General features: G+C 64.2%; 11 protein-coding genes. 10 read left to right on the top strand and 1 reads right to left on the bottom strand.

The window, feature by feature from the left end; genetic code table 11:
• Position 1: 1 nt before the first annotated feature.
• From HX812_RS04330 to HX812_RS04285, 10 genes are all read left to right on the top strand, one after another.
• Positions 2 to 1291: a DotU family type VI secretion system protein gene (locus HX812_RS04330; protein ID WP_038843490.1), complete on the top strand. Its 1290-nt coding sequence runs from the start codon at positions 2 to 4 to the stop codon at positions 1289 to 1291.
• The gene (tssM, locus tag HX812_RS04325) at positions 1288 to 4788 is read left to right on the top strand and encodes a type VI secretion system membrane subunit TssM (protein WP_038843492.1); all 3501 of its coding nucleotides are present in this window, start codon (positions 1288 to 1290) and stop codon (positions 4786 to 4788) included. The genes HX812_RS04330 and tssM overlap by 4 nt, the downstream gene beginning before the upstream one ends.
• Positions 4785 to 5438 (top strand): type VI secretion system-associated protein TagF, encoded by a 654-nt coding sequence (tagF, locus tag HX812_RS04320; RefSeq protein ID WP_038843493.1) that lies wholly within the window; start codon positions 4785 to 4787, stop codon positions 5436 to 5438. The genes tssM and tagF overlap by 4 nt, the downstream gene beginning before the upstream one ends.
• Entirely contained in the window at positions 5439 to 6158 is a 720-nt protein-coding gene (locus HX812_RS04315; RefSeq protein ID WP_028618488.1) for a PP2C family serine/threonine-protein phosphatase, read from the top strand.
• On the top strand, positions 6155 to 9115 hold the full coding sequence (locus HX812_RS04310; protein ID WP_038843496.1) for a serine/threonine-protein kinase: 2961 nt from the start codon (positions 6155 to 6157) through the stop codon (positions 9113 to 9115). Before HX812_RS04315 ends, HX812_RS04310 begins: the two co-directional genes overlap by 4 nt.
• Positions 9115 to 9819 carry an ABC transporter ATP-binding protein gene (locus tag HX812_RS04305; RefSeq protein WP_038843498.1) on the top strand — a complete coding sequence of 235 codons (705 nt, stop codon included), beginning with the start codon at positions 9115 to 9117 and terminating at the stop codon, positions 9817 to 9819. Before HX812_RS04310 ends, HX812_RS04305 begins: the two co-directional genes overlap by 1 nt.
• Entirely contained in the window at positions 9819 to 11003 is a 1185-nt protein-coding gene (locus HX812_RS04300; RefSeq protein WP_038843500.1) for an ABC transporter permease, read from the top strand. Before HX812_RS04305 ends, HX812_RS04300 begins: the two co-directional genes overlap by 1 nt.
• On the top strand, positions 10996 to 12705 hold the full coding sequence (locus tag HX812_RS04295; protein WP_038843502.1) for an SUMF1/EgtB/PvdO family nonheme iron enzyme: 1710 nt from the start codon (positions 10996 to 10998) through the stop codon (positions 12703 to 12705). The genes HX812_RS04300 and HX812_RS04295 overlap by 8 nt, the downstream gene beginning before the upstream one ends.
• A gap of 84 nt (positions 12706 to 12789) precedes the next feature.
• Positions 12790 to 13713 carry a type VI secretion system-associated lipoprotein TagQ gene (gene tagQ, locus HX812_RS04290; protein WP_038843504.1) on the top strand — a complete coding sequence of 308 codons (924 nt, stop codon included), beginning with the start codon at positions 12790 to 12792 and terminating at the stop codon, positions 13711 to 13713.
• A gap of 124 nt (positions 13714 to 13837) precedes the next feature.
• Positions 13838 to 14212, top strand: a complete 375-nt coding sequence (locus tag HX812_RS04285; protein WP_010207528.1) for a hypothetical protein — start codon at positions 13838 to 13840, stop codon at positions 14210 to 14212.
• Positions 14213 to 14344: 132 nt separating this feature from the next.
• Here the strand turns inward: HX812_RS04285 and HX812_RS04280 are convergent, their stop codons facing one another.
• Positions 14345 to 15745 (bottom strand): aminoacyl-tRNA deacylase and HDOD domain-containing protein, encoded by a 1401-nt coding sequence (locus HX812_RS04280; RefSeq protein ID WP_038843506.1) that lies wholly within the window; start codon positions 15743 to 15745, stop codon positions 14345 to 14347.
• Positions 15746 to 15772 lie beyond the last annotated feature (27 nt).

Raw genomic sequence — 15772 nt, 5'->3', positions numbered from 1 at the left:
GATGCATCCCAATGATGATGACCGCACCCAGTTCATGCCGCGTCCGGGTGGCCGGGCGCCGGAACCTGCACGTGCCGAACCTTCGCCGCTGGCCATGCCAGCAGCGCCGATGCTCACCGGCAAGAGCCAGGGCCTCAACCCGCTGGAAAGCGCCGCCGGCCCGTTGTTGGCCCTGCTGACGCGCTTGCGCAACACCATCGCCCACCCGGCGCCGGCCAGCCTGCGCGCGCAGTTGCTGGCCTATCTGCGCCAGTTCGAAGAGCGCGCCGAAGCGGCCGGTGTCGCCCGCAACGAAGTACTGCTGGCGCGTTATGCGCTGTGCACTGCGCTGGATGAAGCGGTGTTGAGCACGCCTTGGGGCAGCACCAGTGACTGGGGCAAGCAGAGCCTGTTGATCACCGTGCACAACGAAGCCTGGGGCGGCGAAAAAGTCTTTCAGTTGCTCGACCACTGCCTGCAAAGCCCCCGGGAACGCCTGTACCTGCTGGAGCTGTTGTACCTGTGCATGTGCCTGGGTTTCGAAGGCCGCTATCGCGTGATGAATGACGGTCGCAGCCAGTTGGAAACCCTGCGCGAGCGCACGGCCGCCGCCATTCGCAGCGCCCGGGGCGAACACGAACGTGAACTGTCGCCACACTGGCGCGGCGTGACCGTGGCGCGGGATCGCCTGGCGCAATTCATGCCGCCGTGGATCGCCGTGGCCATCGGCCTGGCGTTGCTGCTGGCGCTGCTGTTTGGTTTGCGCATGAAGCTGGCGTCGGATGCCGAGCCGGTGTTCAAGAACATTCACGCGTTGGGCGAAATTCCGGTGCAGGCCATCGACCGCCCGGTGGCACAACCCAAAGTCATCGAGCGTCCGCGCCTGGCGGGCTTCCTGGTGGAAGACATCAAGGCCGGGCGCGTTGCCGTGGAAGATGCGGTCGACCGTTCGGTGGTGACCATCCGTGGCGACGAGCTGTTCGCGTCCGCCAGCTCCAGCATTGTCGATGACTACCAACCGCTGATGCTGCGCATCGCCGACGCCATCCGCAAAGTCAAAGGCCAGGTGCGCGTGACCGGGCACAGTGACAACCGCCCGATTGCCACGCTGCGTTTCCCGTCCAACTGGGCGCTGTCCGAGGCGCGGGCCAAGTCGGTGCTGGACATCCTCGCGGCCAAGACCGGCCAGGCGGAGCGCTTCAGCGCAGAAGGGCGCAGCGACACCGAGCCGGTGGCGACCAACGCCACCGCAGAAGGCCGCGCCCGCAATCGTCGGGTTGAAATCACCGTATTGGCGGAGGGCGTCGAGTGAAGGCGTTTTTCAGTTTCATGATTCGCTGGGTGATCCCCGTGCTGGGCCTGATCGCCCTGAGCCTGATCATCTGGTTTGTCGGGCCGTTGCTCGACATGCTGGTGCCGGAAGGTCGCCGCTGGGCGCTGATTATCCTGGTGTTCGCGGTGTGGATCGCCTACCGCGTGTTCCGCATCATCCAGGCGCGGCGTCAGGCTGCCGAAGTGATGCGCAGCCTGGCCGCCGAAACCCCGGCAGACCCCAACAGCGTCGCCACCGCCGAAGAGCTCACCACCCTGCGCCAGCGCATGGACGAGGCCCTGGCGCTGCTGAAAAAGGCCAAGCTGGGCGGTGACGAACGTCGCAATCTCTACGAGCTGCCGTGGTACGTGATCATCGGCCCGCCGGGCTCGGGCAAGACCACGGCGCTGGTCAACTCCGGCCTGCATTTCCCGTTGGCCGCGCAGTTGGGCGCGGGTGCCGTGCGGGGTGTTGGCGGTACGCGCAACTGCGATTGGTGGTTTACCGATCAAGCCGTGTTGCTCGACACCGCCGGCCGCTACACCACTCAGGACAGCAACTCCACGGTGGATAAAGCCGCCTGGCTGGGCTTCCTCGACCTGCTGAAAAAGCAGCGCTCGCGCCGCCCCATCGATGGCGCCTTTATCGCCATCAGCCTGTCGGACCTGTTGCTCGGCACCGACGCCGAGCGCGTCGCGCATGCCGCCGCCATCCGCCTGCGGATCCAGGAGTTGTACACCCAACTGGGCGTGCGTTTTCCGATCTACCTGATGCTGACCAAGCTCGACCTGGTGCCGGGCTTCATGGAGTTCTTCGACAACCTGAGCAAGGAAGAGCGCGCCCAGGTGTGGGGCATGACCTTCGCCCTGGACGACGGCAAAGACAGCGACAGCCCGCTGGCGCACCTGCAAAGCGAGTTCGCCGGCCTGGAACAGCGCCTCAACGAACGCCTGGTCGAACGCCTGCAACAGGAACGTGACCCGGCGCGGCGCGACCTGATCTACGGCTTCCCGCAGCAGTTCGGCGCATTGAAGGATTGCCTGCAAAGCTTCCTCGAAGGTGTGTTCAAGCCCAATGCCTTTGAAGAACGCGTGCTGCTGCGCGGTGTGTATTTCACCAGCGGCACCCAGGAAGGCAGCCCGATCGACCGCCTGATCGGCGCAATGGCCCAGAGCATGAACCTGGACCGCCAGCACCTGGCGCGCCAGAGCGGCACGGGCCGCAGTTACTTCATCGAAAAACTCTTCACCGCCGTGGCGTTTGCCGAGCGCGGCTTGGTTGGGGTGAACCCCAAGGTCGAGCGCCGACGCAAGTGGATTGCACGCGGCGTGCTGGCCGCCACCGTGGCGACTGTCGTGGTGGTCAGCGGTTTGTGGTGGGTGAGTTACCGCGCCAACCAGGCGTATATCGCTCAGGTCGACCAGAAGGTCGCGCCGCTGGGCCAGACCGTGCAGAACCTGAGCCCGGCGCAGCGTGACATTCTCGCGGTATTGCCATTGCTTAACGCTGTGAAGAACCTGGCCGGCGACTCGCCGAGCTGGTCCGAAGGCCTGGGCTTGTACCAGGGCGACATGCTTGAAGCCGAGTCCGCCAGCGTCTACCGCAAGCTGTTGATCGCCGTGTTCGCGCCACGCCTGGTGACGCGCATCGAAGAACAACTGCACGGCGGCGGCAACTCCGACTTCCTCTACGAAGGCCTCAAAGCCTACCTGATGCTCGCCGATGCCGAGCATTACGACCCGGACTTCATCAAGGCCTGGATCGCCCTCGACTGGGACCGCAACCTGCCGCGCGACCTGCCGGCCGATCAACGCCAGGCACTGGCCGGGCACTTGCAGTCGTTGTTCGAACGCCATCCGCCCAATGCGCGCCTGGATCCGCGACTGATCGATGACCTGCGTCGTCAGCTGCAACAGTTGCCGGTGGCCCAGCGCGTGTATGACCGGGTCAAGCGCCAGAAACTGCCTGAAGGCATCCCGGATTTCCGCCTCAACGAAGCCGCCGGCCGTGATGCGGCGCTGGTGTTCAGCCGCAAAAGTGGCAAGCCGCTGGGCGAGCCGTTGAGTGGGTTCTTCACCGCCAAGGGTTATCGCCAGGCGTTTTTGCTGAGCAGCCTGAACCAGACCGGCACCCTGGCCGAAGAGCAATGGGTGCTGGGCCATGAACAGGCCGACCAGCAGAATGTGGTGAGCCTGGCCGCCGACGTACGTCGCCTGTATTTCCAGGACTACCAGCGCCAGTGGGACGCCTTGCTGGCGGACATCGACTTTGTGCCGATCACCAGCGTGGCCCAGGCGGCCGACGTGTTACGGGTGATATCCGGCCCGACTTCTCCGCTGAAAAAACTGCTGGTGGCGGTGGCCAAGGAGACCGACCTGCAAGCCGAAGAGCGCCAATTGGCCGCTAAAGGCGTGCCGGTGGAAGGGGGCGTCGACAAGCTCAAGGAGCGCCTGGGCAGCCTGCTTGGCCAGGAACAACCGACCGCCAATGCACCTGCTGCTGCGGATGATCCGGTGACCGCACACTTTGCCGAACTCAACAGCATCGTCAGCAAGCATGAAGGCGAGCCAGCGGCCATCGATGGCCTGCTCACCGACATGAATGCGCTGTATGTGCAGGTCAGCGCCATGGTCGGCGCCAGCGGTGATGCCTTGCTCGGTGAGGCGAAGAACCAGGCGGCCGCTGCGGCCACGCGGGTCAGCCTGAATGCCGAACGCCAGCCGCCGCTGGTGCAGGGCATGGTCAAGTCGGTGGTCAATTCCACCACCAACAGCATGATGGGCGGGGTGCGCAATCAACTGAACGCGGCCTGGGCCAGCGAAGTGGTCAACGTGTATCGCCAGTCCCTGGCCGGCCGCTACCCGATGTCGCCGGGCAGTGCGCGGGACGCGACCCTGGATGACTTCGGCCAGTTCTTCGGCGTGGGCGGGGTGATGGACAACTACTTCCGCAAATACCTGCAGCCTTACGTAGACACCTCCGCGCAGACCTGGCGCTGGCAGCCGGGCGCGGCGCAGAAGCTCGGCATTGCTCCGGGCGTGCTGCAAACCTTCCAGCGCGCAGCGACGATCCGCGATGCGTTCTTCCGCTCGGGTGGCACCCAGCCCATCGTGCGTTTCGAACTCAAACCGGTGTCGATGGACCCGACCATCACCCAGTTCCTGCTGGACCTGGACGGTCAGCAACTGAGCTACGACCACGGCCCCAGCCGCCCAGTGGCGATGCAATGGCCAAACCCCGGCAGCATTGGCGTGGTGCGCATCTCCATCATGCCGCCCGCCGCCAGTGGCCGTTCCGGCGTGACCCTGGACGGGCCGTGGGCCTGGTTCCGCCTGCTTGAGCAATCGGACCTCACCGCCGGAAACTCGCCGGACCGTTTCAACCTGCGCCTGCGCGTGGACGGTGCGAGCATCGCCTACGAGTTGCGCGCCAACAGCGCGTTCAACCCGTTCAAGAGCCGCGTACTCAGTGGTTTCAGCCTGCCGGAGCGGCTATGACGACCTTGGGTTTCTACGGCAAGTTGGCCAGCCGTGGCGACTTCGTCAGCCGCGCGTTGCCCCAGAGTTTCATCGGTCCGTGGGACAGCTGGTTGGCGGCGGGTCTGCTTGCCAGTCAGAACAGCCTCGGCGGCGATTGGCTCAACACCTACCTGGTCAGCCCGTTGTGGCGCTTTGTGCTGGCGCCGGGTGTGTGCGGGCCGGACGCGGCGGCGGGTGTGGTGATGCCAAGCATCGACCGGGTCGGGCGTTATTTCCCGCTGGCGGTGGTGACGTTGCTCGATCACGACACCAATCCCGCGTCCCTGGTCGGCGGGCCGAACACCTGGTTCGAGCAGGCCGAAGCGTTGCTGCTCAGCACCCTGGATGCCGGTGCTACCTTCGAAGGCTTCAATGAAGGCCTCGATGGCCTGGGTTTCCCGGCGAGCGAACCGCGTACCGTGGGCTGCCGTTTCGCCGGCCTGCAACGGGTGGCTACCACCGTGCCTCAGGGGCGTCTGACCGCCCTGGCCGAACAGGCCTGCGAAGGCGCGAGCCTGTGGTGGGGCCGTGGTTCGCAGACGATTTCCCCTGGTTTGTTGCGGTGTCAGGGCCTGCCTGCCGCTGGCGATTTTGCGCAGTTTTTGCTCGGACAAGAAGGTGTGGTGTAGATGGGGTCGACGTACAAATCCGCGAGCAAAAGCCATGTGGGCATGGTGCGCCAGGTCAACGAAGACGCCTGCCTGGACCTGCCGGAAAACCGCCTGTGGGTGGTGGCCGACGGCATGGGCGGGCATGCGGCGGGGGACTATGTGAGCAGCCTGATCGTCGACAGCCTGCGCAGCGTGCCGGTGGGCCGCTCCCTGGATGAGTACACGGCGGCGCTGCGCAACGACCTGCTGCGCATCAACGCCGCCGTGCGCGAAGAAACCGCCCACCGTGGCGTGACCATGATGGGCAGCACCGTGGTGCTGTTGGCCGCCCGTGGCCTGCGCGGGGTTTGCCTGTGGGCTGGCGACAGCCGCTTGTACCGCCTGCGCGACGGTGTGCTCGAAGGCATCTCCCGCGACCACAGCTACGTGCAAGACCTGCAAGACAGCGGCCTGCTCAGCGAAGCCGACGCTCGCACCCATCCACGCGCCAATATCGTCACCCGTGCGATCGGCGTGGAAGCGCACCTGGAACTGGCGGTGGTCGACCTGCTGATCGCTCCCGGTGACAGCTACTTGCTGTGCAGCGACGGCCTGAACAAGACCGTCGAAGACCATGAGATCCGCGAAGTCCTCGGCCACGACACGCCGGATGAAATCGTGCGCAGCCTGGTGCACCTGGGGCTCAACCGGGGTGCGCCGGACAACATCACCGCCATCGTTGTGAAGGTATCGGCATGAACATCGTCATTCCCGGTTATGACATCGAGGGCGAGATCGGTGAAGGCGCCATGGCCAGCGTGTACCTGGCGACCCAGCGTTCCCTGGAGCGCAAGGTGGCGTTGAAGGTGATGGCGGCGGCATTGGCGGCTGACCCGAGCTTCTGCGAACGCTTCCTGCGTGAGGGCAAGACCCTGGCGCGCTTGTCGCATCCGCACACGGTGACCATCCATGACATCGGCAATGTCGGTGAGTTGTATTACATGGCCATGGAATACCTGCCCAACGGCACGCTCAAGGAGCGCATCGCCGCCGGCATGACGCCGGAGCAGGGCGTGACGCTGATTCGCCAGATCGCCTCGGCGCTGGGCTATGCCCATGCCCAGGGCCTGGTGCACCGCGATGTGAAACCGGCGAACATTCTGTTCCGCGCCGACGGCACGGCGGTGCTGTCGGATTTCGGTATCGCCAAGTCCCTGGATGATCGCACCCAGTTCACCCAGGCCGGGTTTGCCGTGGGCACGCCGAGCTACATGAGCCCGGAGCAGGCGCGGGGCCAGGAGATTGATGGTCGCGCCGACTTGTACGCGCTGGGCGTGGTGCTGTACGAGATTCTCGTCGGCAAGCTGCCTTATACCGGCACCGATGCGCTCTCCACGGCGCTCGCGCACCTGACTGAACCATTGCCCGAATTGCCGGTGCACCACGGCCGGTATCAGGAGGTGCTGCGCAAGCTGTTGGCCAAGGATCCGGCGGAGCGTTTCGCGGATGCGGCGGCGTTGTTGCGGGCGTTGGATAACCTGCCGTCGGAATCGCCAGAGGCTACCTTGGTGCGGCCGTTGCCGATCCCCATGAATTTTGATCTGGCCGGCATCACCCCGGAATCCATCGAGATCCCCACCGAGAAACCCCAGCCGGTGCGCCAACCGGTGGTGCCGCCGTCCCAGCACAGCGAGCAGCGCCGTGGGCCGGTGTTGGCACTGGCCGCGGTTGCGGTGGCGGTTGCGTTGGCCATTGGTGGTGCGAGTTATTGGTGGTTGAGCGGCAGCGATGAACCTGTGGTCAAACCCCCGGCTGCGGTGGTTGTGCCGCCAGTGGCGCCGGCTGTGGCAGAAGTGGATGGCGGCCAGCGTCCGTTGCTGATGGCGGGCAAGAAAACCCTGTTCCAGCGCGTCCTCAGCAAACCTGGCGCCAAGCTTTCAACGGACGCCGGCAGTGCGCCGGGCAAGGCCTTGCCGGCGTTTTCCGTGCTCTACGTCTACCAACGCAAGGATATCGAAGGCAGCCCATGGGTACGCGTCGGCGCCGCCACCGATGGTCGCAGCGACGGCTGGTTGCCTGCGTCCCAGGTCAGCGACTGGAAGCAGAGCCTGGTCTTGAAGTTCACCGAGCGTTCGGGTCGGGCGCCGGTGATGTTCCTGCGCCAATCCGCTGAAGTGGAAAAACTGCTGGCTGACCCGACCGCCGCCAAAGGCGTACTGGCCAAGGCGCAGAAAAACAGTGAAGACAACAGCCAGATCCTGGCCCTGGAACCAACCGCCAGTGCGGTGCCGCAAAACCAGTTCTACCTGCTGCCGATCTTCGATTCCAAAGAGACCTTCGACGAAAACGGCCAGCCAGTGCAGTTGCTCAATGTGGCCTCCATCGACCCCGGCATCAGCGCGGCCGCCAAGCCCTCGACGCCGGTGATCAAGGCCAACGCCGACGCCTTTCGCACGGCGGTTGTGCTGGTGGTGGATACCACCGTTTCCATGCAGCCCTACATCGACCAGATCCGCGACGTGGTGCACGAACTGCAAACCCGCATCGGCGAACGCGGCGAGTTGGACAGCGTGAGCTTCGGCATGGTCGGCTTTCGCAGCAGCATCAAGAAAACCCCTGGCCTGGAATACGTCGCCAAGACCTTGATCACCCTCGACCAGGGCCGCGACCCGCAACGTTTCCTCGACATGGCGCGGCAGGTCAAGGCGTCCACCGTGTCCAGCCATTCGTTCAACGAAGATGCGTTCGCCGGGGTGATGCAGGCGGTGGACGGCATGGATTGGTCGGGCTATGGCGGGCGCATCATCCTGCTGGTCACCGATGCCGGCGCGCTGCGCAAGAACGATCCGTTCGCTGCCACCCAGATGAACGAAGCCGAGGTACGCCAGGCCGCGCTGGGCAAGCAGATCAAGATCTACGCCCTGCACTTGCGCACCGACGCCGGCAAGAAAACCCATGCCGGTGCCGAGAGCCAGTACCGCATCCTCACCGCTGACGCCAACCCGCAGATCGGTGACCTGTACACGGCGGTGCCCGGCGGCGATGTGCGCAAACTCGGTGAACGTGTGGATGAGATCGGCACGGTATTCGCCAACCTCGTGCATCAAGTGCGCAGCAACACGCCACAGCCGGTGCCGTTGCTGAGCAGCGCGCCGAGCCTGGCGGATAAGTCCGCTGCCGTCGGTTATGCCATGCACATGGATTTCCTCGGGCGTAAAACCGCGAGCCAGGCGCCACAACTGGTCAGCGCCTGGACCGCCGACCGTGACCTGACCAACCCGGCACTGCCGGCGTTCCAGGTGTGCGTGATGCTGACCAAGTTGCAGCTCAACGACCTGCAGCAGTCGCTGAAACTGATCGTCGATGCAGCGCGCAAGACCCAGACCTCACCGAAAGACTTCTTCCAGGAAATCGCCAGCGCCTCCGCCTATATGAGCCGCGACCCACAGGCCCTGCGCAAGGGCGGCAACCTGGCCGACGGCGGCATCTTGGGTGAATACCTGGAAGGCCTGCCGTACCGCAGCAAGTCGCTGAACATGACCCAGGACCTGTGGTTGTCGTTGAGCGTGGCCGAGCAGGAAGACTTTATCGACGAGCTGGACTCGAAGATCCGCCTCTACGAAACCTTCCACAATGACCTGGCCAACTGGGTCCGCTTCGGCGATGCCGAGCCGGGCGATGCGTTGTACCGCGTGCCGTTGTCGACCTTGCCGTGATGCTGAACCTGAACGCGGTGCACAAGAGCCGGGGCGTCGGCAGCCAGCGCTACAGCCTGGTGATTCCGGCGCTGACGCTGCGTGCGGGTGAGCAATTGGCGATTGTCGGGCCCAGCGGTAGCGGCAAGAGCACCTTGTTGGATCTGCTGGCGTTGGTATTGGCGCCGGATCAGGTCGGGCAGTTTGAATTTCATCAGCAGGACATTGCCGGGTTGTGGCGCACCGATCAGCAATCCACGCTGGCCGCGCTGCGTAGCCAGCACCTGGGGTATGTGCTGCAAACCGGCGGCTTGCTGGGGTTTCTCGATGTGCGCGGCAATATCGCCCTGTCCCGGCAACTGTTGGGCTTGAAGGACGACGGCAGCGTGGCGCGCCTGGCCGAGCAGTTGGAGATCAGCGACCAGTTGGCCAAGAAACCGGCAGCGCTCTCGGTGGGTCAACGCCAGCGTGTCAGCTGTGCCCGCGCCCTGGCTCATGCGCCGCAACTGGTGCTGGCGGATGAACCGACGGCGTCCCTCGACCCCTTGAACGCCGAGCGCGTGATGCAGGCGCTGCTGGCCCAGGCGCGCGAACACCGTGCCGCCTGTGTGATCGCCACCCATGACGAACCCCTGGCCCGCGCCAGTGGCTTGCAGGTGCGGCGTATCAGTTGCCGTCGCGACACCGACGGCGGCGTCACCGCGACCCTCGGGGAGGTGTGCTGATGCGCATGGGTCTGGTGGCGTCGCTGGCCTGGCAGGACTATCGCAACGATGCCTGGCTGTCGGCCTGTTCGGTGCTGGCGCTGGTCGCGGTCATTGCACCGTTGCTGGTGTTATTCGGCCTGAAATTTGGACTGGTTAGCAGTTTGACCGAACGTTTACAGACCGACCCCGCCACCCGTGAAATTATTCCGCTGGGCGGTGGTCGATTCAGCAGCGCCTTTATCGAGCAACTCGGCCAGCGCAGCGATGTGGCGTTTGCACTGCCGCGCACGCGACAGATTGCGGCGACCGCGCAGGTGGGCGCCTTGGCCCTGGAAATGCTGCCGAGCGCTTCGGGTGATCCCTTGCTGGTGGGTCTGCCGGTGCCCAAGGGCCTGGACCAGATCGTGCTGAGCCACACCGCCGCCGAGAAGCTGGCGGCACGGCCGGGGGATTGGCTGGAGACCCGTTTTGCGCGGCAAGTAGCAGGGCGCTTCGAGGCCCAGCGCACGCGCTTGCAGGTGCTGGCGGTATTGCCGCTGGAAGCTTTTGCCCGTGACGGTTTGTTTGCCGATTTGAAATTGCTGGAAGCCGCAGAAGATTACCGTGATGGCCGCGCAGTACCGGCCTTGGGCTGGGAGGGTGAAGCGGTCGGTGTGAGTGAACAACGCGTGTACCCGGCATTTCGCCTGTATGCGCGCAGCCTCACCGACGTAGAACCTTTGCGGGTGTTTTTCGCCGGGCAGAACCTGCTGGTGTCGACCCAGGCGCAGACCATCGCGCAGGTGCAGTCGTTGAGCCGCAACCTGTCAATCGTGTTCTGGGTGATCTGCGGGTTGGCGTTGGCGGGAGGGTTTGCGGCGATCTTCGCTGGGGCGTTGGCCGCCGTGGCGCGCAAGCGTCGGGAATTGTCGGTGTTGCGCCTGTTGGGTTTTTCCACCGGTGGGCTGTTGCTGTTTGTGGTGGTGCAGGCGCTGTACAGCGCAGGCTTCGCCGCCGTGCTCAGTGCTGGTCTGTATGGCTTGGCCGAGGCGGCGTTGAATCAGTTATTCGTGCAGGTGCCGGGCGAACACGCCAGCCACCTGTTGGCGCGTCATTACGGCCTGGCCCTGGTTGCAGTCATGGGCGTCAGCGCCGTGGCGGCGGCCTGTGGCGGTTGGCGAGTGGCGCGGATCCAGGCTTCTGAAGGAATCAGAGATGTATAAGTTACTGGGCGCCTGTGTGGCGCTGACCTTGGCCTCCATGGCCTGGGCCGATGAAGCGAGTGACAAACTCGATAACCCCAAGCCGCTGGAAGGCGACGTCAGCCTGCCGCTGCCGTGCGAAGGCAACATGGTGTTCCGCTATGCCTACGTGCTGGCCCAGGGCACCCTGGATGACCGCGAGATCAGCCTCGGCTACCCCTTTGCCGAAGGCGAGGCGGGCTATCAGCAGTCATTCATTTCCGGCTACCGCCGCGACTTCATCAATGGCCAGTTCACCCTCAAGGACCTGCCCAAAGACTGGAACAAAATCATCGCACCCTTGATGCCGAAGACCGACGCCAAGACCCCGCTCAAGCCGATGCTGTACTTCATCGGCAAGTACGAAGTGACGGCACGCCAGTACGCCCAGGTAATGTCCCAGGCGCAGTCCCTGGCCAACGGCGAACCGGCGCCGGCGTGTGACGCGCCTACCGGCATGGCCGGGCGCTTGCCCAAGGTGAAGCTGTCGCGTTTTGAGGCCGAGCGTTTCTCGGCGGTGTACAGCGCCTGGTTGATGAAATACCACCGCGACTTGCTGCCGGTCAGTGGTCGTGGCTCTTCGGCGGATGACGGCGGCCTCGGTTTTGTGCGCCTGCCCACTGAAGTGGAGTGGGAGTTCGCCGCGCGCGGTGGCCATGCCGTGAGTCGCCAAGACCTGGAAGGGCGCCTGTTCCCCCGCCGCGTCGAAGGCAGTGACAGCGACGGCCCGCTCGGCGATTACGCCGTGTTCAACCAGGTCGCCGGCGGCACCGGCCAGGCCGCGCGCCTGATGCCCATCGGCACCAAATTGCCCAACCCGATCGGTCTGTTCGACGTGATCGGCAACGCCGCAGAGATGGTCCAGGAATCCTTCCAGCTGGTGCACGCCGGGCGTCGTCAGGGCACCTACGGCGGCTTTGTGGTCAAGGGTGGCAACTACCTGGAAGGCGAGAGCACGCTGTTCACCGGCATGCGCCGCGAGTACCCGCTGTTCGCCGCCGACGGCACCGAGCAAAGCAACGAAACCACGGGTTTTCGCGTGGCGATCGGCGCCTTGTCGGCGCCGCGCTCGCGCTACAAGGAGCTGTTCGCCCAGTGGCAGAAAGAAGGCCGCCTGGCCTCACTGACTGACGCCATCGACGACGCCCAGGACCCGACCAAACGCCTGGACAGCATCATCGCCGCCAGCGTCGACCCCAAGCTGCAAGCCGAGCTGGGGCTGGTCAACGAAGAGCTCAAGCGCAACGTCTCGCTGATCGCCCAGCAACGCGAAGAGGCGGCGGGCAACCTGATCCAGTCGGCCGCGTTGGTGGCCGAGACCATCGCCAACTACAACATCCGCCTGGCCAACCTGCAGAAGAGCCGCCAACAGTCCCTGGACAACAAGGACGAGGCCAGCGCGCAGCTGTTCGACATGGCGATTGCCAATGGTCGTAGCGCCCTCGATGGCGCGGTGGCGATCTATATCGACAACCTGGCCACCGGCACGCGTTACACCGATGCGGTGATCCAGGCGCAGTTTCAACGGATCAAGGAAGAGTTGGATCGCAAGCCAGTGCTCGGCAAGAGCCTGGTGACGCGCGCAACACTGTTCGTTCGCCATGTCGGCAACTACCGCAAGCAACAGCGGGCCGACCCGGCAACGATCTTGAAGGAATTGCTCGCAGCGAGCGGTCAGCGATGAGCGCTGGCTGTATGGCGAGCTTGGAAGGGACTCAGGCGGCGGTGGGCCGTGCTGGGCAAGTCAAACTTAAACGAGAACACACCTATGCTTTTTTCCCGTAAGGCGGTTTCCAAGCGTCACTTGCTGCTGATCGCGGCCGGTTTCAGCACTGTGTTGACCGGTTGCGCCACGTCGCCGGCCTCCAAGGTCGCGTCGAGCACCAAGGTCGAGTACTACCCGAACTGCTACGAGCCGGTGCAGCACCTGCGCGCGACCGATTCGGACATGACCAAGTCGGTCGTGACCGGCGCGGCCATCGGCGCTGCTGGCGGTGCCCTGCTGGGCGCGCTGACCGGCGACTCCGACAAGCGTGGCCGTAACGCGGCCATCGGTGCTGCGGGCGGCGCATTGGCCGGCGGCGCGGCGGGTTACTACACCGAGCGTCAGAAGCAGATCAGCGATGACAACCAGCGCATCGCCTCTTACTCCACCGACTTCAACAAAAGCGCGTCGGACATCGACCGCAGCACCGCCTACGCCAAAGCGTCGCAGCAGTGCTACCAGAGCGCATTCACCAAGCTGGTGGCTGACCGCAAGGCCAAGACCGTCAACGACACCGAAGGCCGCAAGCGCCTGGCGGAAATCGTGTCCGGCCTGAAGGAATCCAATGACCTGATCGTCGCGGTCAACGGCAAAGCCAGCGAAGACCTGAACAACTACACCCAGGCCTATGAAAAAGACCTGCAGCAAGTGGGTGTGCAGCGTAACGACGTGGTGACCGTGGCCCAAGCGGACACCGCACCAGTGGTTGCGCCAGCCAAAGGTAAGAAACCGGTGAAAGTCGCGAAGAAGAAGGACCTGCCGGTTGTGCCGAAAGAAGCGGTGACCACCGAGAAGAGCATCCAGACCGTGCAGGCCAAGCAAGCTGAAAGCAAGCAGGTTGCCAGCGCCGGTAAGGCGCAGATCGAAGGCACCTGCCGCGATCCTAACCTGGCCGACTGGGCGCCAGTGCCTTGCCCGAACGTTTAAGCAACATGCTGCTATAAGCGTCAAACGCCAGCCGATCTTCCGCTAATGCGCAAGATCGGTGGCGTTCTTTTTGCAAATCGTTAAACTGCTGCGGCCACTCAATAAATACACCGAGGCCGTGTGCATGAAATTTCGTCTTCTCCTGTGGGTGCTGGGCCTGATGATGGGCAAAGCCAGCCGCACCAATCCTGCCTTCCAGCAACAGTTGGGCGATAAAGACCTGGCGTTCCAGTTGCAGACCCTCGACGGCAAGGTTGCCCGTCACTTCATCGTCAAAGACCAGCGCATCACCAGCCGCTCGGGTGTTCACCCGTCGCCGGCGTTCGCCATCGCCTTCAAAGATGCCGCCTACGGCTTCGCCACGATGCAGGCGAAGAACAAGCAACTGGCATTCATGACGGGGATTCAGGACAAGTCGATCCAGATCAAGGGCAACCCGGCGCTGGTGATCTGGTTCCAGGGGTTGACCAAGTATTTGAAGCCGAAGAAAAAGAAGTAAGGTTTTTCAGGTAGACCGAGGTAGGTTCATCGCAGGCAAGCCAGCTCCCACACTAGACGGCATTCCAACGTTGGAACTCGGTCAAGTGTGGGAGGTGGCTTGCCTGCGATAGCGGGCTAACAGACTAAAGATTCAGCCTTGGCTGAACTGCGAGGCCAGCTCACGCAACAACACCTCGGCATCCAGCACTTTGCCCACCACTTCCTCAGCCTTGTCCCGCGTCAGCCCCAGGCGCTCAAGCAGCGCATCCGGAATCGCCTCATCCGGCCCGGAGCCAATCCCACGGCTGCGCAACAAGCGCACCGCCAGGCACACCAGGTTCGGATACTCCGCGTACTGACCATCGTAGGTCGGATCATGCTGGAAGCGCAGCGCAGTGGACAACTCATCCGGCATGTCCCAGTAGCGCATCAGCCACGCACCGATCTGCTCGCGGCTGATACCCAGCAAGTGTTGCTCGACATAGCTGTGGCACAGGTGCGGGTTGACCTCCAGGTGACGGCAGATCAGCGAGAAGTGCGGCGGGAACACGTGGGCCAGCAGCAGGTAACCGAAGTTGTGCAGCAGACCGGCCAGATAAGTCAGGCCGGCTTCCGGGCGCTGGGCGCGCGGCATGGCGCGGGTCAGGCCTTCGATCACGGCGGCGGTGTAGATCGACTGGTGCCAGTACGGCGTGGACTGGTGCGGGTGGTCCTTGGGCAGGCTCAAGGTCTTGCCCAGGGCCAGGCCCAGCGCCAGGTTGATCACCAGATCGAAGCCCAGCACGCGCACGATGGCGTCTTCCACGGAGCGGATCTTGCCTGGCGATGCGTAGTAGGGCGATGCCGCCCAGCTCACGACTTGCGCAGCCAGGGCGGGATCGGTTTCCACAACGCCGGTGATGTCGTCGATGGTGGCGTTGGGGTCGACACGCAGCTTGATGATCTTCTGCGCCGTGTCGGCCAGCGGTGGAATCTCGATGGTCGCTTCCAGGCGTTGCTGGATGCGGCGGGCGGTGAACGCCTGCATCGCCTGGGTGATTTCCTCGCGGTCATCATTGGGGCGGTCGAGGTTGGGGCGGATGTTGCTCAACGGCTCGCCGAAGTGGCCGGCGCTGGCCTTGGTGAGCATCGTCTTGAAGGCGTCGGTCGGTATTTCCAGCAGCAACCCGGCTTCACCCGAATGCACCAGCAGGCTCGGCTCGTTGAGCAGGCTGCCTTCGTACAAGCATGGGGAACTGGTGAGGGGCGGCAGGCCCGGCAGCAGGCTGAGTTCGTGCTTGCCCAGCATGCGTTCGACGCGATCTGGCGACACCGCCGTGAGGCGTCGACCGGTGAGCTCGGCGAGGCGGTTGAGGTCGAGCAACTGGTTCTGCGGGAACAGCACCATCAGTGCGCCCACCGCGTCTTCCAGCAGCACGGCCTGGACCTTTCGTGCAGGATTCAGGCCCGGTAGGTCGGTGACTTCCGTGTAGGGGATGGCGAGTTTTGCGAGCAGAGCCCGAATGACCGGCGGGGCGGTCAGTGGGGCTGTGGCGAGGGCAACTTCTGACATGGCCTGATCCAATTTCTTACAGTCCAC

This window comes from Pseudomonas sp. IPO3749 (assembly GCF_013386605.1).
Lineage (GTDB): Bacteria > Pseudomonadota > Gammaproteobacteria > Pseudomonadales > Pseudomonadaceae > Aquipseudomonas > Aquipseudomonas azotoformans_A.
This window is presented reverse-complemented; position numbering and strand designations above follow the sequence as displayed.

What these genes read in the sequence shown, in the direction of transcription:
- HX812_RS04330 (WP_038843490.1), top strand. Translation starts at nt 2, where the DNA reads ATGCATCCCAATGATGATGACCGCACCCAGTTCATGCCGCGTCCGGGT.
- tagF (WP_038843493.1), top strand. Translation starts at nt 4,785, where the DNA reads ATGACGACCTTGGGTTTCTACGGCAAGTTGGCCAGCCGTGGCGACTTC.
- HX812_RS04315 (WP_028618488.1), top strand. Translation starts at nt 5,439, where the DNA reads ATGGGGTCGACGTACAAATCCGCGAGCAAAAGCCATGTGGGCATGGTG.
- HX812_RS04310 (WP_038843496.1), top strand. Translation starts at nt 6,155, where the DNA reads ATGAACATCGTCATTCCCGGTTATGACATCGAGGGCGAGATCGGTGAA.
- HX812_RS04305 (WP_038843498.1), top strand. Translation starts at nt 9,115, where the DNA reads ATGCTGAACCTGAACGCGGTGCACAAGAGCCGGGGCGTCGGCAGCCAG.
- HX812_RS04300 (WP_038843500.1), top strand. Translation starts at nt 9,819, where the DNA reads ATGCGCATGGGTCTGGTGGCGTCGCTGGCCTGGCAGGACTATCGCAAC.
- HX812_RS04295 (WP_038843502.1), top strand. Translation starts at nt 10,996, where the DNA reads ATGTATAAGTTACTGGGCGCCTGTGTGGCGCTGACCTTGGCCTCCATG.
- tagQ (WP_038843504.1), top strand. Translation starts at nt 12,790, where the DNA reads ATGCTTTTTTCCCGTAAGGCGGTTTCCAAGCGTCACTTGCTGCTGATC.
- HX812_RS04285 (WP_010207528.1), top strand. Translation starts at nt 13,838, where the DNA reads ATGAAATTTCGTCTTCTCCTGTGGGTGCTGGGCCTGATGATGGGCAAA.
- HX812_RS04280 (WP_038843506.1), bottom strand. Translation starts at nt 15,745, where the DNA reads ATGTCAGAAGTTGCCCTCGCCACAGCCCCACTGACCGCCCCGCCGGTC.